The organism is Kitasatospora sp. NPDC093102 (assembly GCF_040683915.1).
GTDB lineage: Bacteria > Actinomycetota > Actinomycetes > Streptomycetales > Streptomycetaceae > Kitasatospora.
Genome location: NZ_JBFBFA010000004.1, coordinates 274,666 through 297,178, shown reverse-complemented (window position 1 = coordinate 297,178; position 22,513 = coordinate 274,666). Strand labels below are relative to the sequence as shown.

The 22,513-nt window shown below is 73.6% G+C and carries 18 protein-coding genes; 4 read left to right on the top strand and 14 right to left on the bottom strand.

All coding sequences use genetic code 11. The annotated features are described in order from the left end of the window. Window positions 1–225: 225 nt before the first annotated feature. A complete protein-coding gene (locus AB0O11_RS08995) occupies window positions 226–1,665 on the top strand; it encodes a GuaB1 family IMP dehydrogenase-related protein (RefSeq protein ID WP_363383447.1) in 1,440 nt (479 codons plus the stop codon). Here AB0O11_RS08995 and AB0O11_RS08990 read toward each other — a convergent pair. The 3 genes from AB0O11_RS08990 to AB0O11_RS08980 form a co-directional block, all read right to left on the bottom strand. Further along, window positions 1,626–2,471 carry a DUF5995 family protein gene (locus tag AB0O11_RS08990; protein ID WP_363383445.1) on the bottom strand — a complete coding sequence of 282 codons (846 nt, stop codon included), beginning with the start codon at window positions 2,469–2,471 and terminating at the stop codon, window positions 1,626–1,628. The two genes, AB0O11_RS08995 and AB0O11_RS08990, sit on opposite strands and share 40 nt — an antisense overlap. A 92-nt stretch (window positions 2,472–2,563) precedes the next feature. Beyond that, window positions 2,564–2,953 (bottom strand): DUF3224 domain-containing protein, encoded by a 390-nt coding sequence (locus tag AB0O11_RS08985; protein ID WP_363383443.1) that lies wholly within the window; start codon window positions 2,951–2,953, stop codon window positions 2,564–2,566. Window positions 2,954–3,054: 101 nt separating this feature from the next. Further along, complete coding sequence (locus tag AB0O11_RS08980; protein WP_363383441.1) at window positions 3,055–4,146, bottom strand: PP2C family protein-serine/threonine phosphatase; 1,092 nt, start codon at window positions 4,144–4,146, stop codon at window positions 3,055–3,057. Between the two features lie 116 nt (window positions 4,147–4,262). Here AB0O11_RS08980 and AB0O11_RS08975 point away from each other — a divergent pair, with 116 nt between their 5' ends. Beyond that, window positions 4,263–5,213, top strand: coding sequence for a pseudouridine synthase (locus AB0O11_RS08975; protein ID WP_363383439.1), 951 nt, complete (start codon window positions 4,263–4,265; stop codon window positions 5,211–5,213). A 190-nt stretch (window positions 5,214–5,403) separates the two neighbouring features. Here the strand turns inward: AB0O11_RS08975 and AB0O11_RS08970 are convergent, their stop codons facing one another. From AB0O11_RS08970 to AB0O11_RS08955, 4 genes are all read right to left on the bottom strand, one after another. Next, on the bottom strand, window positions 5,404–6,861 hold the full coding sequence (locus AB0O11_RS08970) for a multicopper oxidase family protein (RefSeq protein WP_363383438.1): 1,458 nt from the start codon (window positions 6,859–6,861) through the stop codon (window positions 5,404–5,406). A 528-nt stretch (window positions 6,862–7,389) separates the two neighbouring features. Next, window positions 7,390–8,406 carry a DUF1259 domain-containing protein gene (locus AB0O11_RS08965; protein ID WP_363383437.1) on the bottom strand — a complete coding sequence of 339 codons (1,017 nt, stop codon included), beginning with the start codon at window positions 8,404–8,406 and terminating at the stop codon, window positions 7,390–7,392. A 245-nt stretch (window positions 8,407–8,651) separates the two neighbouring features. Then, complete coding sequence (locus tag AB0O11_RS08960; RefSeq protein WP_363383436.1) at window positions 8,652–9,707, bottom strand: type III polyketide synthase; 1,056 nt, start codon at window positions 9,705–9,707, stop codon at window positions 8,652–8,654. 346 nt (window positions 9,708–10,053) lie between these two features. Then, window positions 10,054–11,259 (bottom strand): cytochrome P450, encoded by a 1,206-nt coding sequence (locus tag AB0O11_RS08955; protein WP_363383434.1) that lies wholly within the window; start codon window positions 11,257–11,259, stop codon window positions 10,054–10,056. A gap of 389 nt (window positions 11,260–11,648) precedes the next feature. Here AB0O11_RS08955 and AB0O11_RS08950 point away from each other — a divergent pair, with 389 nt between their 5' ends. Then, window positions 11,649–12,413: an SDR family NAD(P)-dependent oxidoreductase gene (locus tag AB0O11_RS08950; RefSeq protein WP_363383432.1), complete on the top strand. Its 765-nt coding sequence runs from the start codon at window positions 11,649–11,651 to the stop codon at window positions 12,411–12,413. 256 nt (window positions 12,414–12,669) lie between these two features. Here the strand turns inward: AB0O11_RS08950 and AB0O11_RS08945 are convergent, their stop codons facing one another. The 6 genes from AB0O11_RS08945 to AB0O11_RS08920 form a co-directional block, all read right to left on the bottom strand. Next, entirely contained in the window at window positions 12,670–13,074 is a 405-nt protein-coding gene (locus AB0O11_RS08945; protein WP_363383430.1) for a nuclear transport factor 2 family protein, read from the bottom strand. Between the two features lie 112 nt (window positions 13,075–13,186). Then, entirely contained in the window at window positions 13,187–16,870 is a 3,684-nt protein-coding gene (locus AB0O11_RS08940) for a SpoIIE family protein phosphatase (RefSeq protein WP_363383428.1), read from the bottom strand. A 236-nt stretch (window positions 16,871–17,106) separates the two neighbouring features. After that, the gene (locus AB0O11_RS08935) at window positions 17,107–18,306 is read right to left on the bottom strand and encodes an alpha/beta hydrolase (protein ID WP_363383426.1); all 1,200 of its coding nucleotides are present in this window, start codon (window positions 18,304–18,306) and stop codon (window positions 17,107–17,109) included. A 144-nt stretch (window positions 18,307–18,450) separates the two neighbouring features. Next, entirely contained in the window at window positions 18,451–19,083 is a 633-nt protein-coding gene (locus AB0O11_RS08930) for a hypothetical protein (RefSeq protein ID WP_363383424.1), read from the bottom strand. Between the two features lie 542 nt (window positions 19,084–19,625). Beyond that, a complete protein-coding gene (locus tag AB0O11_RS08925; RefSeq protein ID WP_363383422.1) occupies window positions 19,626–20,690 on the bottom strand; it encodes a serine hydrolase domain-containing protein in 1,065 nt (354 codons plus the stop codon). A 107-nt stretch (window positions 20,691–20,797) separates the two neighbouring features. Then, window positions 20,798–21,211: an HIT family protein gene (locus tag AB0O11_RS08920; RefSeq protein WP_363383421.1), complete on the bottom strand. Its 414-nt coding sequence runs from the start codon at window positions 21,209–21,211 to the stop codon at window positions 20,798–20,800. A gap of 169 nt (window positions 21,212–21,380) precedes the next feature. On the opposite strand from AB0O11_RS08920, the gene AB0O11_RS08915 reads away from it, so the two are divergent. Then, window positions 21,381–21,569 (top strand): DUF1508 domain-containing protein, encoded by a 189-nt coding sequence (locus AB0O11_RS08915; RefSeq protein WP_363383420.1) that lies wholly within the window; start codon window positions 21,381–21,383, stop codon window positions 21,567–21,569. A gap of 112 nt (window positions 21,570–21,681) precedes the next feature. Here the strand turns inward: AB0O11_RS08915 and AB0O11_RS08910 are convergent, their stop codons facing one another. Next, window positions 21,682–22,377 carry an MSMEG_1061 family FMN-dependent PPOX-type flavoprotein gene (locus tag AB0O11_RS08910; protein ID WP_363383418.1) on the bottom strand — a complete coding sequence of 232 codons (696 nt, stop codon included), beginning with the start codon at window positions 22,375–22,377 and terminating at the stop codon, window positions 21,682–21,684. Window positions 22,378–22,513 lie beyond the last annotated feature (136 nt).

The following is a 22,513-nucleotide window of genomic DNA, read 5'->3' as shown; positions in this document are numbered from 1 at the left end:
AGGGCGAAAGCCGGACGTCGGAGGGGGTCTTTGGACGATCCTCCATGTCTACGCGCGGAGCACTGATCGCGGTTTGTACACAGCCCCAGCAATGCCCCTCGAACTGGCATTTGCCCCCCGTCCTCACGGAGAATCGAACGCTGGGTGCCGGGCGCCCGAGTGCGCTCCGGCGGCATCGCCGCAACCGCACCCGAGGTGTATCCCCCAGCCAGAGAGCCCTTCTTCATGCGCTTCCTGAACGACCTCAAGCCCTCGTACGACCTGACGTACGACGACGTCTTCATGGTCCCCAGCCGTTCCGCCGTGGGCTCCCGGCAGGGCGTCGACCTCTCCTCGAACGACGGCACCGGCACCACCATTCCGCTGGTCGTGGCCAACATGACCGCCATCGCGGGCCGCCGGATGGCGGAGACCGTCGCCCGCCGCGGCGGCCTGGTCGCCATCCCGCAGGACATCCCCACCGAGGTCATCGCCGAGGTCGTCTCCTGGGTCAAGCAGCGCCACCTGGTCTTCGACACCCCGATCACGCTCGCCCCGGGCGCCACCGTGGCCGAGGCGCTCTCGCTGCTGCCCAAGCGCGCGCACGGCGCCCTCGTGGTGGTCGAGGACGGCAAGCCGGTCGGCGTGGTCACCGAGTCCGACTGCCAGGGCGTGGACCGCTTCACCAGCCTGGCCGACATCATGTCCCGCGAGCTGCTGCTGCTGGACGAGGGCATCGACCCGCGCGCCGCCTTCGACAAGCTCTCCGAGGCGCACCGCAAGCTCGCCCCGGTGGTCGACGCCGAGGGCCGTCTGGTCGGCATCCTCACCCGCAAGGGCGCGCTGCGCGCCACCCTGTACACCCCGGCCGTGGATGCCGACGGCAAGCTGCGGATCGCCGCCACCGTGGGCATCAACGGCGACGTCGCGGGCAAGGCCGAGGCGCTGATCGACGCCGGGGCCGACGTGCTGGTGGTCGACACCGCGCACGGCCACCAGGAGTCCATGATCAAGGCGCTGCGCGCGGTGCGCGGCCTGGACCCGCGGGTCCCGATCGTGGCCGGCAACGTGGTCTCCGCCGCCGGCGTCCGCGACCTGGTCGAGGCGGGCGCCGACATCCTCAAGGTCGGCGTCGGACCGGGCGCCATGTGCACCACCCGGATGATGACCGGCGTGGGCCGCCCGCAGTTCTCCGCCGTCCTGGAGTGCGCCGCCGAGGCCCGCCGGCTCGGCAGGCACGTCTGGGCCGACGGCGGCGTGCGCCACCCGCGCGATGTCGCCATGGCGCTGGCCGCCGGTGCCTCCAACGTGATGATCGGCTCCTGGTTCGCCGGGACCTACGAGTCCCCGGGCGACCTGCAGACCGCCGCCGACGGCCGCCAGTACAAGGAGAGCTTCGGCATGGCCTCGGCCCGCGCCGTGAGCAACCGCACCGCCCAGGACTCCACCTACGACCGGGCCCGCAAGGCGCTGTTCGAGGAGGGCATCTCGCACTCCCGGATGTTCCTCGACCCGGCCCGCCCGGGCGTGGAGGACCTGATCGACTCGATCGTGGCCGGCGTGCGCAGCTCCTGCACCTACGCGGGCGCCAGCACCCTGGAGGAGTTCCACGAGAAGGCGATCGTGGGCGTCCAGAGCGCGGCCGGCTACGCCGAGGGCAAGCCGCTGCACTCCAGCTGGGCCTGATCGCCCGCGTCCGCCCGGCCGTCCGGCCGGTTCCTCGCCTCGGGGAGCCGGCCGGCGGCCGTAGACGGTCCGTGGTGCAGCGTCTCGTCGTGCGGGCCGAGGGGGAGCAGCAGCGCGTGGCCGAGCAACCCGACCGAGCCGTCCAGCGCGGCGGCGAAGGCCTGCGCGGCGCCCGGCACCCGGCGCAGCTCCCACAGCGCCCGGACGGCAGACCAGGCCGCCTCGCGCACGGCGTCCACCGACCAGGCGCCGAGCAGGTGGGCGAGCGGCTCGACCTGCGCCGGCAGGCCGGGCTCGGGCAGCAGCTGCTCCCGGACGGCGGCCTCCACCTCCGCCAGCACGCCGTTGACCCGGTGGTAGTCGTCCTCGACGTCGTCCGGCTCGCGCCCGAGCCGGTGGCAGGTGTCGACGACGGCCAGCGGCAGGTCGTGCTGGATGTGGGCGTTCATCCCGGCCAGCGCGAACTGCAGCGGGTGCACACCAGGGTGGGCGCGCAGCGCGAACAGCGGCCGCCAGCAGGCGGGCGGCTCCCGCCCGGCCGCATCGGCGGCCACGGTCAGCAGGTACCGCCCGGCGAACACCACGTCCAGCTCGGCCACCGCCGCCGGATCGGTGAAGTACGGGCCGCCGAGCCGTTTCCGGACGGCCTCCGTGACGGTGAGGTAGGCGCGGTTGAACACCGCCACCCCGTCGTCCGGCGGCAGGTCCGCCCCGATCTCCCTCAGCCGGCCGACCACGCCGTCGACCGTGACCACCGGACGGTCCACCGGGCCGTCCACTGTGCCGTCCGCCGCCGCACCGGGCATGGGCCGCCCTCCGATGTCGATCGCGCACTGATCGCATCATCGTGGCAGCGCCGTCGGCGGCCCGGTGCGCGCGGCGCGCGGCCGACGCCTGTTCAGCCCAGCTCGTACTCCAGGACGTAGGTGTGCGCGCCGTCCTCGCCGACGGTCAGGTCGAACTCCCCGGTGAGCCCGGCCAGCTCGCCCGAGCCCGTCCCCGGCACGACGCGTATGGTCACCCCGCTCGTGTCCCACGCCGTGTGCTGGAGCACGAACGAGCCCTTCCGCCCGTCGAGCTCGCCGGTGACGTGCTCCACCGCCACGTACGAGGCCGGGCCGCCCGAGGTGTCCCCGACGGACAGCATCCGCACCTCGCTCGTGCCCGTGATCCCGCCCGTGAACGTCTTGGCGATCCGGATCCGGCCGAAGCTCGCCCCCGCCCGCTCCTCCGTCTCCACCGGTTCGAAGGCGGTCAGCTCGAATGCCCCGCTCGCCGTGTTCCCCATGCCCTGCTCCCCTCGACGATCGTGCCTGCGGCCGTCACCCGTCGACCGTGCGCAGAGCCTTGCACACGCCACTGACACCGGCGGCGTCCGCGGTGCGCCGGTCAGTGCTCCCAGCGGAGCACGAGCAGCGCCGCGTCGTCCGCCGGCCCGGCGGAGCCGACCCAGCGGTCGACGTCCGCGAGCAGGGCGTCCAGCAGGTCCGCCGGGTTCCCCGCGGGCAGGCGGGGCAGACGTTCCGGCAGCGGGTAGAACCGGCCCCCGGCGTCCCGGGCCTCGGACACGCCGTCGGTGTGCAGGAGCAGCAGGTCGCCGGGCCGCGGCTCGAAGCGGCCCGCCGGGTAGCCGCCGCCGGTCAGCCCGAGCAGGCCCAGCGGCGGCGCGGGGAACGGCGGCGCCAGGTCGCTCACCCCGCCCGCGCGGCGCAGCAACGGGTGCGGATGGCCGCAGTTCACGATCGTCACCGCCCCCTGGTCCGGTGGCACGTCCAGCAGCAGCGCGGTGGCGAACCGCCCGTCCTCCGACCGCGCGGTGAGCGCCGCGTCCAGTCGCTCCGCCAGCCGGGTGAGGTCGGGCTCGGTCCGCGCCGCCTCCCGGAACACGCCCAGCACGTCCGCCGCCGTCTCCACCGCCGGCAGCCCGTGCCCCTGCACGTCGCCGAACAGGATCCGCACGCCGAAGCGGGTCTCGACGACGGCGTACAGGTCCCCGCCGATCCGTGCCTCGGCCGCCGCCGCCACGTACCGCACGGCCACACGCAGCCGCCCGATCCGCTCCGGCGGCGGGCGCAGCAGGGCCCGCTGCGCCGCCTCGGCCACCGTCCGGACCTGGAACAGCTCCCGTTCCCGGGCCGCCACCAGGACGACGTTGGCGGCGCTGGCGAACGTCGCGGCGACCACCGTGATCAGCGCGGTGACGTGCACCTCGGCCGGCAGATCGGTGTTGGTGGACTCCAGCAGCCCGACCGCGATGGCGGCGATCGCCCCGGCGATCAGCGGCACCCGGGCCGTCCGGGTGGTCGCCCCGGCCAGCACCGGCGCCACCGCGAGGACGGGGGAGAGCGTCGTGCCGGGGCCGGTCACCAGATCGGCCACGATGGCGCCGACCAGCAGCACGAAGGCGACGTACAGCAGCCGCCGGGCGCGTCGTGGCAGGTGCAGCGGTGGCACACCGGCCGGGCCGTCGTCGGCGGTCACGCGTCCTCCAGGGCTGAGCGGCTGAGCGGGCCTACCGTCCACTCTGCTCCGCGCCCCCGGCCGGCGGCACCTCGGACGAAGACGGCCGGTCGTACCCGACTAGGCTGGGCCGCGAGATGAGACGAAAGAGCCGCCGCCCGGCCTCCCCCCTCCCGCAGCGCAACGGCGTGGACCCGGTGCACCTGCGGCTGCCGGCCGAGGGTCCCTGGCCGACCGTTCGCGCCCACCTGGTCGAGCGGCTGCCGGCCGTGGCGGCCGAGCGGATCGACGCGGCGTTGCACGCGCGGGAGATCGTCGGCGAGGACGGGCCGGTCGCCCCCGACGCGCCGTTCCGGCCCGGCGCGCACCTGTGGTTCTACCGGGACCTGCCGGACGAGGTCCGCGTCCCGTTCGACCTGGAGGTGCTGCACCGGGACGAGCACCTGGTCGTCGTCGACAAGCCGCACTTCCTGGCCACCACCCCGCGCGGCAGGCACGTCGTCGAGACGGCCCTGTCCCGGCTGCGGCACGCCCTCGACCTGCCCGCGCTCAGCCCCGCCCACCGGCTCGACCGGCTCACCGCCGGCCTGGCCATGTTCGTGGTCAGGCCGGAGGACCGCGGCGCCTACCAGACCCTGTTCCACGACCGGCTGGTCCGCAAGGAGTACCAGGCCGTCGCCCCCCACGACCCGGCGCTGAGCCTGCCGCGCACCGTCCGCAGCCACATCGTCAAGGAACGCGGCGTGATCGCGGCCCGCGAGGTCGACGCCCCGCCGAACAGCGAGAGCCGGATCGACCTGCTCGACCACCGCGACGGCCTCGCCCGCTACCGGCTCCGCCCGCTCACCGGACGCACCCACCAGCTGCGCCTGCACATGTGCGGGCTCGGCGTGCCGATCCTCGGCGACCCGGTCTACCCGGTGGTGCTGCCCGAACCGGCCCCGGACGACTTCCGCCGCCCGCTCCAGCTCCTTGCCTCCGTCGTCGAGTTCACCGACCCGCTGACCGGCCGCGAGTGGCGTTTCGAGAGCCGCCGCACCCTGTCCGCCTGGAGCGACCCGGAGGGCTGGGCTCTCGGCGCGTCCTAGGGCCGGCGAACGACGGGCCCCCGGCCCGGTGGCCGATCCGCCGCCCGGCCCCGCGGCGCGATCGCGGGGGCATGAACGCGGCGCCGCCCACCGCCCCGCACTCCTCGGGGGTCCCGCGGGTCCTGTGTACCCGCGAGACCGGCCCACCAGCGTGATCACAGGCAGTTGAACGCAGGGATTCCCGACAGGGTCAGGCCCGGACGGCGACGCGGTGCCCGCGGTGGTGCCGACGGTGCCGTCGCCGTCGCCGTCGGCCGCTTCCGGAGGCCGATGATCCGGATCGGCCGCCTCGGGACCACGAGGCTTCCGAGGACGAGGACGAGTCGGCGGAGGCCTCGTCCGACCCCTGGTCGGAGTCTTCCGGCGCTGACGACAGCACGTCGATCCGGCCCATCTGGCCGTGCGAGGAGTGCACCATGTGGTGGCAGTGATAGACGTACTCGCCCGGGTAGTCGCCCCAGGTCATGGCGATCCGGACGGTCTCGCCCGGATGGATCGGGACGGTGTCCTTCAGCCCGGCCTCGGCCGGGCCGACCGGCTCCCCGTCGCGGTCCAGCACCCGGAACCGCACCAGATGGGTGTGGAAGGAGTGGGGGGCGTGGAAGACCCCGGCCGGCCGGCGGGTGAGGTGGTTGTGGATCGTCCAGATCTCGCTGGTGCCGACGGTGGTCCGCACGTCGGTCCGGTCCGGGTCGTACTTGCGCCCGTTGATCCTGGTGTCCGGGAAGGTCGTCAGCCAGAACTCCCGGTGCACCGCCGCCTCCGGGATCGGCGGCAGGGTGGCCAGGACGTCCGGTACCCGGCTGTGGTCCTCGGCCGTCCGGGTGATGTCGAAGCGCAGCACCTCGGACCGCTCGGACTCCAACGCGGCCGTGTTCTCCAGCACCACCGATTCGCCGACCGGGTAGCGGGCGAAGTCGACCACGATCTCGGCGCGTTCCGCGCCGTGCAGGGTCAGCTCGTCCAGCTGCACCGGCCCGGCGAGCAGCCCGCCGTCGGAGGCTATCTGGGTGAACGGCTCGCCGTCGGCGAAGCGCAGCGATATGTGGCGGTTGGGCGAGACGTTGAAGACCCGCAGGCGGTACTTGCGCGCCGCCACCTCGAAGTAGGGCCGCTCCTTGCCGTTGACCAGCATGTGCGGGCAATCGTACGGGTCGGTGTAGACCAGCCTGCCGTCCGTCTCGATCCGGGCGTCCCGGATCAGCAGCGGGATGTCGAACTCGCCGTCCGGCAGCGGCAGGCTGCTCTCGTGCGGGTCGCTGAGCAGGTAGGCGCCGGCCAGGCCGCGGTAGACGTTCTCGGCCTCCAGCCGGTGCGCGTGGTCGTGGTACCAGAGCGAGGCGGCGACCTGTTCGTTGGGGTAGCGGTACTCGCGGGTGTCGCCGGGCTCGACGAGGTCCATCGGCAGGCCGTCGTACCGCGACTGCACATGGCCGCCGTGCAGGTGGACGGAGGTGTGCACGCTCAGGTCGTTGGTCTGCTGGACCACCACCTCCCGTCCCTTGACCGCCCGGATGGTCGGACCGGGGAAGCAGTCGCCGTAGGTCCAGACGGTGGTCCGCAGCCCCTTGACGATCTCCACCTCGGTCTCGGCCATCCGCAGCTGGTACACGTCCGAGGAGTCCGTCCGCGACACCGGACTCAGCACCGGGGGCACCGGCATGGCGTGCGCGAAGGGGACGATCCGGGCGGCCCGCCCCCCGGACCCCGACCTGGCGGGAACGGCCGGCAGCGCGGCTGGCGCCGCCTGGGCCGGGCTTGGTGCGAGGCCCCATGGGAAGAGGGCCACAGGGCCGCCTATGGTGGCGGCCCTGAGGAGGTCTCGTCGGTTCAGCATCCTCGGTTTCTCCGTCCAGGACTCGGCGTCGGTACGCCGCCGGGCAGGTGGTCGCCGGTCGTGGCTTCCGTCTGCCCCGCCCAGCGGCTGCTGCGCTCACGACGGCGCGCGGCCAGGTGTTGCGGAGCGTGGCGCCCTGGCCGCGATCCGTTACCGCCCTTCGGCTCAGTATCGGCGAGCTTCGTGCGCTCCGCATCGCGACCGCACCTGCCGGGAACCAGGACGCCCTCTGAGGAATCGGCCGGCGGTCACGTGGTGCGGGGGCGGGCACCCGGTGCGCTCCTGGCGGCCGGCCGCGCTCGTCGGGCACGGCCGAGGCCTGCCACCGGCGCCGGTCGGTCAGACGGCGGCCGGCGTGACATTGGTGGCGGCGAGCGCGGGGCGGACCGCTCTGGCCAGGGCCACGGCATCGCCCTCGGCCCAGATGTGGGTGAAGAAGAGGCGCGGTTCGTCCGTCAGGCCGTGGTTGTGGAGTTCGACCAGGTCGATACCGCCCCGCCGCAACGCCGCGTGCGCCTCCTGGACCTCGGCGGCGACCATGGCGAGGTCGCCGCTGAGCGCCGCCCGTCCCCCGCCGAGCGGCTGGAAGTTGAAGGCCGAGGTCGCGCCCAGGCCGGGCGGCAGAATGTGCCCCTCCTCGATGATGGTCTCGCGGCGGACGAAGACGCAGGCATGGACGTCCTCGCTGCTCGTGCCCGTGACGCCCAGCGCGGCATTGATTCCGGCGATGTCCAGTTCGAGGGGCCGGGACGGTCGCGGCCGGTGGGGCGGTGGAGTGCCGGTGGAGTCGAGCGCGGTCCGCAGCCCGTGGGCCAGTGCCGCGGCGTCATGGCCGTGTGCGCAGACGTGAGTCCACCAGATGTCAGGAGCCTGGGCCGGCAGGTGTTTGTGGATGGCGGTCTGGGCGATCCCATGAGCATGGAGGGCGTCGGTCAGGGCCGGCATTTCATCTCCGGTCACCGCCAGATCGCCCATCATCAGCGTGCTGCCGTTGTCGTACCGGGCGAAGGAGACGTGCGAGCCCAGCGCGAGCCCCGGGCTGACGACGACGCCGCGGCTGACCACGTGCAGGTCGTGCCGGGGGAAGGGCGTGTGATGGTAGGTCCGGCGGATGATCCTGCCCGGCCGGCCGAGGGCCCGCACGACGTCGACCCAGTCCGCCTCGGTGGTGGGCACCGGGGTGGGCAGCGGCTTGGCCGGCGGACCACTGCTGGGTTCATGGGCCGCAGCCGACTGTGCGACGCTGTCCCCTGCCAGGCCGACCAGCACTGGCGCCAGCCCGGCCGCCGCCAGCAGCGGCCGGCGCGGGACAGCGGGGGGAGTACTTTTCCCGGGGGTTCCGTCTCCGGTCTTCACAGGCACACCTCCAAAGCCGTAGGCAAACACAGGAGTCGGTCCCCGCGTCGTCGCCACGGCGGCGCGCGGGCACCGACTCCCGTCCGGATCGACCGATAGGGGTATGCCGACGGCCGGACGAGCGGCTGGATGGAGGAGTGAGGGCACGGGAGGGCAGCCGCCTGACGGCGCCACCCGGCACCCTGGGCGGCCGGACCCCACGACGGGCCCGACCCGGAAGGTGGAGGAGCGCTGGACTTCGCGCGTCAGGAATCGGGCGACGCCCAGGTGCCCAGCGACATCTCGGCGGTGATACCCGGGCCGAACCCGGCCAGCAGCCCGTGGTGGCCGTTGAGAGCCGACTTCTCGTCGAACATCCGGCCGAGGGCGTCGAGCACGACCGCGCTGGCGATGTTGCCGTACTCGGTGAGGGTGGCCCGGCTGAAGCGGAACGCCTCGGGCGGCACCTCCAGGAAGTAACTCAGGTCGTCCAGGATCCGCGGACCGCCGGCGTGGACGATGTAGAAGTCCAGCGCGCCCACGTCCCACTGGTGCTGCTCCGCCACCGCACGCAGGGCCGGGCTGAGGGGCTCCATCGTCTTCGGCACCCGTCTGTCCAGCTGGAAGTGGAATCCGGTGGAGCGGACCGCGTAGGAGATCCACTCCTCGGTGTTCGGGATGAGGTACGAGCCGTTGCGCTCCAAGCTGATGCCGGTCCCGCCCTCGCCCCGGACCACGGCGGCGGCGATCCCGTCGCCGAACAGGCCGTTGGACAGCAGCGACCCCACGCCCAGGTCGGTGGGCTGGTAGCACAGCGAGCAGAACTCGCAGGCCACGATCAGCACGTTGGCGCCCGGGTAGGCCGAACAGAAGTCATGGGCGCGGTTCACCGCCGCACCGCCGGCCGCACAGCCCAGTTGGGCGATCGGCAGCTGCCGGGTCTCCGGCCGGAAGCCCAGCTTGTTGATCAGCCACGCCGTGAGCGACGGCATCATGAAACCGGTGCACGACACATAGACGATCAAGTCGATCTCCGACGGCTCCACTTGGGCCTGTTCGAGGGCCTTGACCACCACTGCCGGGACGCGGGCCCTGGACTCCGCCTCGAAGACGGCGCTCCGCTCGTCCAACCCCGGGTGCTTCAGCACCACGTCGATGGGCTGGATCAGATGCCGTTTCCGCACTCCGGTGTTCTTGATGAGGCGCAACGCCAGATCGAGCTGTGGATGATCGGGGTGGAGCCTGCGTGCCAGTTCGAGGGTTTCCTCGTTGGTGATGACGTGCTCCGGCACAGCTATCGCAGGCTTGCACAGAACGGCCATGGGACTTCCTCCTGACGGGCGGAGTTCCCGGTGCGCCCCTGACCTCGCGGTGAATTCATCACTCGACGGCAGCCGCTGCGAGCCGGACGCGTGGAGACGGCACGGCGGCGGGACTTACCGGGCGGGACCCAACAGCGTGGCGGACGAGCGGGCAGAGCGAGGATCGGATGCTCGCCGTGCGGGCGGTCGTGCCGGCCGCGAGTTGGTTCGAGCCGCGTCAACCCAATCTACGGAAGGTGGGTCCAACGCGCACGTCGGCCCGCACACTCCGAGGTGTGCGGGCCGACGTGCGCGGCGATGCCGGAACGAGGCGACGGCAGGCGAGCGCCGGAGCGTGGGGCCACCGTCACCAGGTGACCGGCAGCGCGAGCGGATAGCGCCAGATCGACGTGGTGTTCCACGCCAGCTCCGCGGCCGGCTTCGCCAGCGAGATCTTCGGGAAACGCTCCAGCAGGGTCCCGAGGGCGACTTCGAGTTCGGTGATGGCCAGCGGTGCGCCGAGACAGTGGTGCGCGCCCCAGCCGAAGGTCATGTGGGAGGGAGTGGTCCGCTCCAGGTCCAGCTCGTCGGGCCGGTCGAACTTGCGGCCGTCCCGGTTGGCCGTCAGGTAGGAGACGTGCACGATGTCCCCCGCCGAGATCGTCACCCCGCTCAGCTCCACGTCCTCAAGGGCCACCCGGGGGATGCCGACGCCCTTGCGGAAGGGGATGAAGCGCAGCAGCTCCTGGAGCACCTGGGGGAGCGTCTCGGGCCGCTCGCGCAGGGCGGCGCGCACGTCGGGCAGGGTGAGGATGGCGTACGAGAGGTTGCCCAGCTCGTAGGTCGTGGTGTCCTGGCCGGTGATCAGCAGGACCATGGCCATCACGGTGAGTTCCTTCTCGTCGAGGACCTCGTCGCCCTCGCGGGCCGTGGCCAGCGCGCTGATCAGGTCGTCGCCGGGATTCCTGCGCCGTTCGGCGGTGAGCTCGGTGAAGTACGCCCGCAGGTCGGCCTTGGCCCGTACCGCGTTCGGCTTGTTGTCCAGGCTCACGTTCATCATCGTCCGGGCGTTGGCGCGCAGCTGTGCGCTGTCGGCCTCGGGGATCTCCAGGACCTCGCAGATCGTGATCAGCGGGAGCGGATGGGCCAGGTGCTCCATGAGGTCGGCCGGGGGGCCCTGGTCGCGCATGCGGTCCAGCAGCCCGTTCACCACGCGCTGGGTGCGCTCCCTCATCCGCTCGATGTGGTCGGGGGTGAAGCCCTTGGACACCAGGCTGCGCAGGCGGGCGCTGGCGGGCGGGTCCATGACGTTGATCGCCTCGGCCTGGACGATCGGCTCGGGAGTCATGCGCGGAAAGTCCCGGCCGACGATGGCGTGCCGGCTGAAACGCCGGTCAGTGGTCACCGTGCGCACGTCGTCGTACCCCGTGACGAGCCAAGCCTCCCCCTCGCCGTAGGGGAGGCGGATGCGGCTGACCGGTGCGTCGTTCATGAGCTGCCGGAGCGTCGGGTCGAACTCAAGGGCCTCGGCGAAGTCGAACGGGCAGTTCCGTGGGCTGGAGTCGGTGGACATGCGGACCTCCAGGTCCGGGCCGTGCAGGCCGGATGGGAAGGCGGACGGAATGGACGGAGCACCGGTACCCGATCGGTCGGCCGAACACACCGGTGGAAGTGCGATACCGCCGGTAATTCATCCGGGCTGATCAGCGGCAGGAGCGCTGGTACCCCGTGGACGGCGATCCGGCAGCGGACGACCCGGAGACCACGGTCACCGGGTACGGCGTCCCCGTCCGGCCGAACCCGGCCCGGGCGAGTCCCTCCCCGCCGACCGCCGCGGCGTGCGTGCCCCGGCGTCGCGCGCCCGGCGGGAATTGTTCAGTCACGCCCTAAGTCCAACGAACGACGGGGTCCCCGGCCGGGCGGCCGATCCGTTGCCCGGCCCCGCGGCGCGATCGTGGGGGCATGAACGCAGCACAGCCCACCGCCCCCGTCGCCGTCGTCACCGGCTCCTCCCGCGGCCTCGGCCTGGCCCTCGCGCACGCCCTGGCCGCCGACGGCTGGCAGCTGGTGATCACCGCCCGCGGCGCCGCCGAACTCGCCGCCGCCGAGGCGCGGCTGGCCACCGTCACCAAGGTCGTCGCACTGCCCGGCACGATCGTCGACGACGACCACCGCGCCCACCTCGTCGAGGCTGCCGCCGGGCTCGGCGGCGCGAGCCTCCTCGTGAACAACGCCGGCACCCTCAACGGCACCGACGACGTCACGGCCGAACCGCTGCCCCGGATCGCCGACATCCCGCTGCCCGCCCTGCTGGAGACCTTCGAGGTCAACACCCTCGCCCCGATCGCGCTCACCCAGCTCATCCTCCCGCAGCTGCGCGCCCACGCCGGAGCCGTCCTGAACATCAGCTCGGACGCCGCCGTGGTGCCCTACCTCGGCTGGGGCGGCTACGGCGCCAGCAAGGCGGCGCTCGACTTCGCCACCGCCGTACTCGCCCGGGAGGAGCCGGAGTTGAGCGTCTGGGCGGTCGACCCGGGCAGCATGCGCACCCGGATGCTGCAGGAGGCCGGCCCCGGCGAGGACATCTCCGGCGAGCCGCTGCCCGAGGAGATCGCGCCCCGGCTGCTCGGCCTGCTGCGCGACCGCCTCCCCTCCGACCGCTACCGCGCCGAGGACCTGGCCGCGACGCCGGCCGCCTCGCCGGCCGCGGACCGGGGCAGGCGATGACGGCCCTGGCCGATCCCGGCTGCGGCCTCACCGTCGCGCCCGAACCCACCTGCTGATGCTCGCCGCTGCTGCGGGCCGCCCGCCGCTGACGGTCTGCCACCGCGAGGCGGCGCAACACCGCTACCTGTGCCACGAGTTCGGCGACGTCAACCTGCCGCTGCCGGACTGAGCGCGAGGGATCGACCGGTGGCGGGGCGGGCCCGGGCCTCGTCGGGCCGCGGACGGGCGCCCGTGCCACCGAGAGGCGGAGCGCCGCTCAGGCCAGCAGGGTCCGTGCGACGTGGTCGGTGTCCAGGTACTCGCGGACGGCGGTGATCAGGCCGTCCGTCACCGTGAACACCCCCAGGCAGTGGTTCTCGTACGCGGCACCGTTGGCGGCCGTGCCGACGGTGGTCCACTCGGCCACCGCCTGCGGGCCGTCGGCGAGGACGTGGGTGAGGGTGATGACCGGCAGGGTGTCGGCGGCGAAGAGGGCGCCGATCCGGCCGAGGAAGTCGCCGAAGATCTCCTGCTTGCCCCGCCAGGTTCGGGAGAGCGCGAGGTCGCCCGGGTAGCTCCAGGTGGCGTCCTCGGCGAACAGGGCGATCGCGGCCTCGCGTTCGCCCGCCGCGAGGAGGGTGACGTAGTCGGTGACGACGGTGCGGGCGTCGGGGTGCTGCACGGTGGCTCCTTCGGTCCGTTGGGGCGGGGGCGTCCCGCCGTGGCACCAGGTAACCGCCGGGGTGGGCCGCCGGGCCAACAACCGCGGCGGCGGCCCGACAACCGCCCGTTGTTCATGCAGCCGGTGCGGTCCCCGGGGGCAGTTCCAGCTCGAACCAGACCACCTTGCCGTCCTTGGTCCGGCGGCTGCCCCAGCGGTGCGCGAGCTCGTTGACCAGGTGGATGCCGCGCCCGCCCTCGTCCTCGCTGTGGGCGTGGCGGATCCGCGGCACCTCGTACTCCTGGTCGGCGACCTCGACGGTGAGCACCCGGTTGCAGTACATCCGCAGCTGGGTGGGCGATCCGGCGTGCACCAGGGCGTTGGTGATCAGCTCGCTGGTGAGCAGCTCGGCCCAGTCGGCGAGCGCGTCGAGCCCCCAGGCGGCCAGCGTCTCGCGGGTGAAGCGGCGCGAGTGGGCGACCATCGCGTGGTCGCCGGTGAGCGGCAGGGTGGCGATCCGGTCGGTGCCCCGGGGGTGGACCTGCGCCATGATGACGGCGATGTCGTCCTCGCTGGTGCGCTCGGTGAGCCGGCTCAGGACGGCGTCGCAGGTCTGCTCCAGCGAGCCGCGCCGGTCGGCGACGGTCCGGCACAGCAACCGCAGCCCCTCGTCGAGGTCCTGGCCCCGGCGCTCGACCAGTCCGTCCGTGTAGAGCGTCAGGATGCCCTCCTCGGGAAGGGTGAACTCGGCGCTCTCGAAGGCGAATCCGCCGACTCCAAGCGGTGTGCCGGACGGCAGCTCGACCAGGTGCGCCCGCCCCTCGGTGTCGGCGACCACGGGCGGCAGGTGCCCGGCGCTGGCTGCGGTGCAGCGGCGGTCCACCGGGTCGTACACCACGCAGACGCAGGTGGCGAACTGGCCCTCGCCGACCGTCGCGGTCGCCTCGTCCAGCCGGTACAGCACCCGCGCCGGGTCCAGGTCCAGGGTGATCAATGTCCTTGCCACTGTGCGGAGTTGCCCCATGGTCGCGGCGGCCCGGATGCCGTGGCCCATCACGTCGCCGACGATCAGCGCGACCCGCCCGGAGGACAGCGGCACCACGTCGAACCAGTCGCCGCCGACCTCGCTGACCACGCTGCTGGGCAGATAGCGGTAGGCCAGGTCCAGCCCGAGCGTGCGGTGCACCTCCTGCGGCAGCAGGCTGCGCTGGAGGGTGAGTGCGGTGTCCCGCTCGCGGCGGTAGAGCCGGCCGTTGTCGATCGCCAGCGCGGTGCGGGCGGCCAGCTCCTCGGCCAGTGATCGGTCCGCCGGCCCGAACGGCGCCGGGTTGCGCGTGCGGACGAACTCCGCGCCGCCCAGCACCTGCCCGCGCGCCACCAGCGGCACCATCAGGTACGAGTGCACCCCGGCGTCCAGGCTCGGCTGCACCCGGTCGGGGGAGGCGACGATCTGGCGCAGGTCCTCCTCGGTCACCTCGGCGACCAGGATCGAGCGCCGGGTGTGCAGGCTCTGCGCGTACAGCTCGGCCGACTGCGAGGTCTCGCCCACCTGGTCGGCCGCCTCGTGCATGCCGCCGCGCGAATCGGTGTTGCCGACCGCCACCGCCCGCATCAGCACCGGGCCCTGCGCCTGGACCGGCCCGGGCTCCTCGCCGCCGAGCACCGCCTCGCGCAGGTCCACGGTGACGAAGTCGGCGAAGCGCGGGATCACCACCTCCACCAACTCCCGCGCGGTGCGGTGCAGATCGAGCGTGGTGCCGATCCGGTTGCTGGCCTCGTTCAGCAGCGACAGCCGCTGCTGGGCGGCGCAGGCCTCGTCCAGTGCCCGCTGCCGGGCGGCGGCCGCGTCGCGCTCGCGGGTGAACAGCAGCGCGTTGTCGATCGAGACGGCCGCCCGCACCGCCAGCTCCCCGGCCAGCGCCACGTCGTCGTCCTCGTACGGGCGCTCGGCCAGGGTGCGGTAGAAGCCCGCCACACCGACCGGGGTGCCGCGCGCGATCAGCGGGACCACCATGAACGACAGCACGTTCTGCTCCCGTGCGGCGGCCCTGCGCACCGGGTCGTCGGCGAACCAGGCCATCCCCTCCTCGTCCATCCGCGGCACCAGCACGGGCTTGCGGTGCGCCAGGCACCACGCGTACGGCGAACCGGGCAGGAAGCGGTGCAGGTTGCCGGTGCGGGCGATCGGCGACATCGTCGAGCCGGGCACCGAATGGAAGGCCATCCGCCGCAGCAGCGCCGAACCGTCCGCCGGGGCGGTCGCCTCGCGCTCGCCGCGGACCAACTCCTCCAGCACCTCCACCGTCACCGTGTCGGCCAGCCGGGGCGTCGCCACCTCGGCCAACTCCTGGGCGGTCTGGGCGAGATCGAGCGTGGTACCGATCCGGGCGGAGGCCACGTTGACCAGCGCCAGGCGCTCCTGCGCGGCCTTCGCCTCACGCAGCGCCTGCTGTCGGGCCAGCACGGTCTGGTGCTGGCGCAGGTACAGCCGGGCGTTGTCGATCGCGACGGCCGCGCGCGAGGACAGCTCGTCGCCGAGCGTGATGTCGGCCGCCGCGAAGGACTCCCGCGCGCCGCGCCGCGAGTACACCACCATGCCGAGCGTCGTGCCGCGCGCCACCAGCGGGGTGATCCGCACCGAGCGCGGCCGGTCGCCGAGGCAGGCCTGGCGGCGGCTCTCGTTGAGGCTCTCGCTCAGCATCGGCAGCTCCCAGGACGGCACCACCACCGTCCGCCCGCTGGTCAGCGCCCAGGCGTACGGGGAGTCCGGTGGCAGCTCGTACACGGCGTCCACCGGAGCTGCCTCGGCCGGGCAGAGCGGGTCGGCGCCGGCGATCGCGAGGCGGCGCACCAGCAGCGGGGTGTCCGGCGCGGGCGGCTCGACGCTCCGGCCGGCCACCAGCACCTCCAGCCCGAACACCGCGCTGATGTCGGCGACCCTGGGCACCATCGCGTCGGCCAGCTCCCGGGCGGTCTGCCGCAGGTCCAGCGTGGTGCCGATCGAGGCGGTCGCGTCGACCAGCAGGGACAGCCGCTCCTGGGCGCGGGCCGCCCGCGCGTCGGCGCGGAACCGCTCGGTGATGTCGACGACCGTGGCGCTCACCCCGAGCACCCGGCCGCTGCGGTCCTCCAGTCGGAAGTACGATGCCGACCAGGCCCGGTCCTGGTGCGGGTCCCCGGGAGTGCGGCCGTGGGAGCGGGTGTCCAGCACCGGCTCGCCGCTCGCCAGCACCTGGCGCATCACCTCCTCGGACTCGGCGCCGTTGATCCCCGGCAGCACCTCGGTGAGCCGGTGGCCCAGGTGCTGCTCGGCGGTCAGCCCGTTCGTCCGGGCCAGCGCCTCGTTCAGCCGGACGAAGCGCAGGTCGGTGTCGAAGACCGCCAGACCGACCGGGGACTGGGTGAAGAACCCGTCGAGGACCGCCAGGTCCGCCTGGAGCCCGCGCAGCGTGGTCACCTCGGAGGCGACCGCGAGCACCATCGGGGCGCCGCCGGGGCCGCGGATCGGATGGGTGCGGAACTCCAGGTTCACCAGGTGCCCGTCCCGGTGACGCACCGGGAACACCCCGGACCAGGACCGGCCCGCCAGGATCTGCCGGAACAGCTGGAGCACCTCCGGCCGGTGCTCGCCGGAGGTCAGCAAGGTCGCCGCCCGCGCCCCCACCGCCTCCTGCGCACGATGCCCGAGCAACGCCTCCGCGTCACTGCTCCAGTGCAGGATCCGCCCGTCGGCGTCGATCAGCGCCGTGGCGATCGGCACCATCAGCAGGGCGTCCTGCCGCGGCTGCCTCGCGAGCTGCGCGTAGTCGTTCACCATGGCCAGAGAACCGTGCCAGAAACCGTCCGGAGATCGTTCCCACCAGCCCTGCCATCTTCGCACGCGGCCCCAGCCGGTGCAGCTGTCCCGCGATCCCCGCCCGAGTCGACTTCCTACGCCCCGCCCCGTCCGGCCTCGGCGGCGCTGCCAGGCCCCGTCGGCCCGCACGCCGACGGGGCCGTCGGCGCTCTGCCGCCGGCCCCGCCCCGGGGACCGCCGCCGTTCGGGGCCGGCCGTCAGGGGGTGAACCGCACCTCCGGGTTGGCGGCGCTCGGCCCGTCGAGCAGCGGCTGCGGGGTGCCCTTCAGCTGGAGGTCGAAGAACGCCCCGACGTACTGCCGGGTGAGGGCGACGGCCCGCTGGCCCCCGATGGTGGTGTACGGGCCCTTGGGGATGCCGAGCCCGTCGAAGAAGACCGGGTAGTCGGTGAAGCTGCTGTGGTCGGTGCCGTCGACGGTCAGGAACCGCTTCCAGCCGTCCAGTCGGGCCCAGCTCGTGAGCCAGCTCGGGTCCTCGCCGCCGCCGGGCACTGGGTGTCCGATCATCATGAACGGCTTGCCGTTGAGGCCGGACTCGGGCACCAGGTAGTGCATGGTGCCGTCCAGGTTCACCCCGGCCCGGATCCGGTCGTCGGTGAGCAGGGCCGGGACGGTGGAGGCGCCGCCGGCGGAGTGCCCGGCCATGCCGATCCGGTCGCGGTCGATCAGCCGGGCGTAGCGCCAGGCCGGGTGCGGGCGGTCGGTCAGCTGGTCGATGACGAAGGAGACGTCCTTCGCCCGGCCTGCCTCAAGGCGTGCCCTGTCCTCGTCGCTCATGGCCTTCCTGCACGCCTCGCAGGGGAGCGTCTGCCCGTCGGGGAAGGTGGTCCCGGTGTTCTCGTAGGTGTGGTCGATCACCGCGACGACGTAGCCGTGGCTGGTCAGGTCCTCGGCGAGGCTGCTGAGGGTGGCGCGCGGCATGGTGAAGCCGGGAGACAGGACCACCAGTGGGTAGTGGCCGCCCTGCGGTCGCGCCCCGGACTCCGCCCAGGTCCGGGTGCCGGACACCGCCTCGGTCGGGATGGTGTTGCCCGGCAGCTTCCCGTCCAGCATTGCCCGGGCGGCGGCGGGCGTCATGTACGGGGCGGGGGTGCCCGTCCCGGCGTGCGCGGGGTAGTACATCGAGACCATCAGCCGGCGCGGGCCGGCGGAGGGCACCCACGGGTCCGGACGATTCTGGTCCACCAGGTGCAGGACCTCCTGCCCGACCGCGTACGGCCCGGTCGGACGCGGGAGTTCGACCCGGGCGGCGGCCCGGGTGGTCGGGCCGGCCGGGGCGGTGGTGGCGGAGTCGGTGGCGATGGGCGGCGCGGCCAGGGCGGGCGCGGCAGCGGCGACGGACAGCGGCAGGGCGAGCAGCAGGGTTGCCGCGGCGGTGGTCGTGCGGAGTCGGCTCATAGCGGCGACGGTAGATCGCGGGAAAGGGAACTGACGTCCACTCAGCGGCGTACTGATCCCTTCCGGGAAGGGCGCGTGGTACCCCCTAAGGGTCGGCTTCTTGCGGGATTCGGGCCGCTTCGGGCGGGCGGCCGCCGAGGGTGGTCACCTGGCGGAAGCCGTCCGGAGGTCCTCCAGGAAGTCCGCGGCCGCACGGGCGTTGGGCACCGGGAAGGTGAGCGGGAGACCGGCCGAGTGTGTCCGGATCTCCAACTCGCCGAGGCCGGACGCCCGGGCCGAGCGCACCTCCGTCCACCGGTAGGCCTCCGTCGCGGCGAGCGGGTGCGGCGGCCGGTGCGCCAGCCCGCCGACCGTCACCGTCAGCCGCCCCCGTGCGAAGCGGACGCTCCCCTCGGCGCGCAGCGTCTCGTGCAGCGCGGCCCGGAGCCCGGGGGAGAGGCGGTCCTCCAGCTCCCGGAACAGCCCGTCCAGCCCGCGCAGGTGTGCCAGCACCAGCGGCTCGCCCGCGCCCGCCGGCCATATTCGCCCGTGCTCGTGCTCCCCGCGGAGCCCTCCGGGGGAGTACTCGGTGGCCTCGATCGCATGCCAGGGCAGCGTCTCCTCGCCGCCGTCCGCCGAGACCAGTACCAGCCCGCCCTCGTGGACCTGTACGGACCGCAGCCCGGGCGCCGGCCGAAGCCGCTCGTACCCGCTCACCGCCACCACCGCCGCGGCGGCCAGCACGGGTGCGGGCCACCACTCGCCGAGCGCCAGACAGACCGCCACGGAGACGGACACCCCGCAGGAGTGCAACCACACCCGTGCCGGCCAGGACAGCGGCCGGAAGCGCCGGTGCACCTGCACCACCGGGCCGAGCCCGTCGGCAGAACCGACCGCACCGACCGCACCGGCCGAACCCGCCGACCGCACCCGCGTCGGCGACCACGTCACCGCCACGCCGGCCCCCTTTCACTCGGCGGACTTCCCCTTCGGAGCCGCGACTGCCGGATCCCCAGCATCGACCGCCCGTCGCCCCCGGCGACAGTGCCAATCGGCACTTTTTGGCCCGAAACGACCCCTTCATCATCGCGCCCCGGCCGGGACCACCCGCCACGGGGGTGGGTACGAACGGGGCAGACGCCTCCCGGGCCGGGCGGGAACGCCCGCCCGGGCAGCAGCGCAACCGTCATGCCGAGCTCCTTCCGCTCCGCGGCCCCTCGGGGGAGCCGCCATCGTCGGATGCCCAGGATCGACTCCTCGCTGCGCCCGCCAACAGTGCCGATCGGCATATTCGCCGCATTCGGGTGGAAACCTCCCGGCCGCCGGGGAACGGCGGCCCCTCACCCCGCCGCCGCGAACCCGTTCTGCAGCCTGCGCAGCAGCGCCGTGCCCGCCGGATCGGCCGACCGGCGGGTGTTGGCCAGCACCACCACGCCGACCTGCTTCTCCGGGTCGAAGGCCGCGAACGAACTGAACCCGCCCGTCCCCCCGTTGTGCCAGATCTGGAGGTGTCCGCCCTGCTGGGTGTGCAGCCGGTGGCCGAGCCAGCCCAGGTGCGTCCAGGCGAACGGGTTGACCCGGTGGCGGGTCTCCCGGGTGAGGGCGATCGCGGGCGACAGCGGCGCGCCCGGCTCGCGTCCGGCGGCCAGTTGGGCCCGCAGGAACACCACCAGGTCGGCAGCGGTCGACCGGAGCCCGCCCATGCCGGGCACGGCCGCGAGGTTCCAGTACGGCACCGGCCGGCCGCCCGGGGTGTGCCCGTGTGCCAGCCGCGCGGACTGCTCCGGGTCCGACCGCACGCAGGTGTCCACCAGGCCGAGCGGCGCGCAGACCTCGCGCGCCACCAGGCCCTCGTACCCGACGCCGGACCGCTGCGCGAGGGCCAGGCCGAGCAGCCCCGCGCCGAGGTTGGAGTAGCGGAAGCCGCGCCCGGGCGCGGCCCGCAGCCGTGTCCGCGCGAGCCCGTCGAGCACCCGCTCGGCGGTGCAATCGGCGTACGGATCCGGCTTGTTGGGTGACATCAGCGACTGCACCACCATGCCCCGGGGCAGCCGGGGGAGCCCCGAGGTGTGGGTGGCGAGGTGCCGCAGGGTGATCGGTTGCGGGCCCTTGGCAGGGACGACGGCGGGTCCGCCGGCCGCCCCGGTGAGCACCTCGGCGAGCGGCTCGTCCAGCCGGACCGCACCGTCGAGGGCCAGCCGCGCGAGCGCGAGCGAGGTGAACACCTTGGTGACGGAACCTATTTCGAACAGCGTGTGCGGCCCGGGCACCCCGCCGCCCGGACCGGTCCGTCCGGCACCGCGGATCTCCACGTCGCCGCCGGCCAGCCCGGCGACCACCACACCGACGTGCCGGCCCGCGAGCCGGTCGGCCGTCTGCTGCACGAGGCAGGCGAGTTCGTTCATGCTCGCGAGCCTAGGTGCCCCCTGCGGACCGGATCGTCCGCCCGGAAAACGATATCGACCCCCGCCGATGCTCCCGCAGAGGTACGCCCCGAGGTGCCCCACCCCCTTCAGTCCGCCAGCGCCTCCCGCAGCCGGGCCGCGACCTCCGCCGCCCCCGCCTCGTCCGGATACCGCCGCCGCGGCCAGAAGAACCCGCGCAGCCCGTCCTGCGGATTGCGCGGCACCACGTGGACGTGCAGGTGCGGCACCGACTGGCTGATCCGGTTGTTCGCCGCCACGAAGCTGCCCGCCGCGCCCAGCCCGTGCTCGACGGCCGTCGCCACCCGTTGCACCCGCAGGAAGAACGGTCCGACCTCGGTGGCCGGCAGGTCGGCCAGCGTCACGTGGTGGGCGCGCGGCACGACCAGGACATGCCCGGGGAACAGCGGCCGACGGTCCAGGAAGGCCACCGCCACCTCGTCGTCCAGCACCTGGTGCGCCGGCTCCTCGCCCGCCACCACCGCACAGAAGACGCAGTCCATCCGTCCATTCAAACCACCGGCGGCCGTCCCGGCACCCCCGCGAACGCCGGTGAACCCGGCTTCACCCGTCCGGGTGCCGCCCGGGTGCGGCCGCCCGGCGCCGGGGCACACGGTGCTGCCGGGGGCCGATCAGCGGGCGCACCGTGCGCCCCACGAGGAGGTGGCCCGGATGCCGGGCAAGTTCGAGGTCTACCGGGACTCCGGTGGCAAGTACCGGTTCCGACTCAAGGCGGGCAACGGTGGGATCGTCGCCACCGGCCAGGGCTACGCCAGCAAGGAAGCCGCGCACAAGGGCGTCGACGCCGTCCAGCGGGCCGCCGACGACGCGACCGGGGCGGACGTTTCCAAGGCCGCCTGAACGCACGGGGCCCGGCGGATGGCCAACCCCGGCGGGCGCCCCTCGGCGGGCGGCCGACCCCCGCCCGCCGGGCCCCGCGAAGCGGGAGCGCAGCGCCACCGCGCCGCCGACCTCACTCGTACCGGTACAGCAGCGCCTCCCGCTCGTACTGCTCGATCATCTCCACGGTCAGCGACTCGTCCCGCAGGTGCGAGAGCGTGACCTCCGCCGAGCTCGGCTGCGCGTCCTTGGCGAGCCAGTTCTCCGGCTTCCACGCCGAGGAGCGCAGGAAGGCCTTCGGGCAGTGCCCGTACACCTCCTCGACGGCGACCACGATCGCGCTGCGCGGCGGCTTGCCGACGGCGGTCAGCTGCCGCAGCAGCTCGGGGTCGGTGGAGACGCAGGCCCGTCCGTTGACCCGCAGCGTGGCGTCCCGGCCCGGGACGACGAAGAGCAGCCCGACCCGACCGGTCTCCAGGATGTTGTGCAGGGTGTCCAACCGCTTGTTGCCGGTGGCGTCCGGAATGGCCAGGGTGTACTCGTCGAGCACCGAGACCAGCCCGGCCGGTCCGCCGCGCGGGGAGACGTCGCAGCGCCCGGCGGCGTCCGAGCTGGCCACGAACACCAGCGAGGAACAGGCGATCAGGCGCTGGGCGACCTCGTGCAGGCGGTCGACCTGCTTGCGGCGCGCCTGGTCGCCGGGCTGCTCGTAGATCTCGCGCAGCTGGGCGGGATCGCTGAGCGCGCCCGCGCGGAGGGCGTCGAACAGGCTGCCCGGCCGGTCCGGCGCGGTGGTTGACAAAGCGACAGATTCCGGTGTGGTCGTCATACCGGGAATGTAGCCGAGGCCGCTCGGAGGGCCCTGTCCCGGCACCCCCGGATCCCCTCTGTGAAATCCCGGTCCCACCCCTCCCCACCAGCGGTTTTACGCTCATAATGGGGGCCAGGGACAGCTCGCCGGGGAC

Bases quoted from the DNA above. Each gene is read 5' to 3' on its own strand.
- AB0O11_RS08925 (WP_363383422.1), bottom strand. From the start codon at position 20,690: ATGAACGAACTCGCCTGCCTCGTGCAGCAGACGGCCGACCGGCTCGCG.
- AB0O11_RS08950 (WP_363383432.1), top strand. From the start codon at position 11,649: ATGAACGCAGCACAGCCCACCGCCCCCGTCGCCGTCGTCACCGGCTCC.
- AB0O11_RS08910 (WP_363383418.1), bottom strand. From the start codon at position 22,377: ATGACGACCACACCGGAATCTGTCGCTTTGTCAACCACCGCGCCGGAC.
- AB0O11_RS08955 (WP_363383434.1), bottom strand. From the start codon at position 11,259: ATGTCCACCGACTCCAGCCCACGGAACTGCCCGTTCGACTTCGCCGAG.
- AB0O11_RS08915 (WP_363383420.1), top strand. From the start codon at position 21,381: ATGCCGGGCAAGTTCGAGGTCTACCGGGACTCCGGTGGCAAGTACCGG.
- AB0O11_RS08960 (WP_363383436.1), bottom strand. From the start codon at position 9,707: ATGGCCGTTCTGTGCAAGCCTGCGATAGCTGTGCCGGAGCACGTCATC.
- AB0O11_RS08935 (WP_363383426.1), bottom strand. From the start codon at position 18,306: ATGAGCCGACTCCGCACGACCACCGCCGCGGCAACCCTGCTGCTCGCC.
- AB0O11_RS08940 (WP_363383428.1), bottom strand. From the start codon at position 16,870: ATGGTGAACGACTACGCGCAGCTCGCGAGGCAGCCGCGGCAGGACGCC.
- AB0O11_RS08990 (WP_363383445.1), bottom strand. From the start codon at position 2,471: ATGCCCGGTGCGGCGGCGGACGGCACAGTGGACGGCCCGGTGGACCGT.
- AB0O11_RS08975 (WP_363383439.1), top strand. From the start codon at position 4,263: ATGAGACGAAAGAGCCGCCGCCCGGCCTCCCCCCTCCCGCAGCGCAAC.
- AB0O11_RS08985 (WP_363383443.1), bottom strand. From the start codon at position 2,953: ATGGGGAACACGGCGAGCGGGGCATTCGAGCTGACCGCCTTCGAACCG.
- AB0O11_RS08995 (WP_363383447.1), top strand. From the start codon at position 226: ATGCGCTTCCTGAACGACCTCAAGCCCTCGTACGACCTGACGTACGAC.
- AB0O11_RS08920 (WP_363383421.1), bottom strand. From the start codon at position 21,211: ATGGACTGCGTCTTCTGTGCGGTGGTGGCGGGCGAGGAGCCGGCGCAC.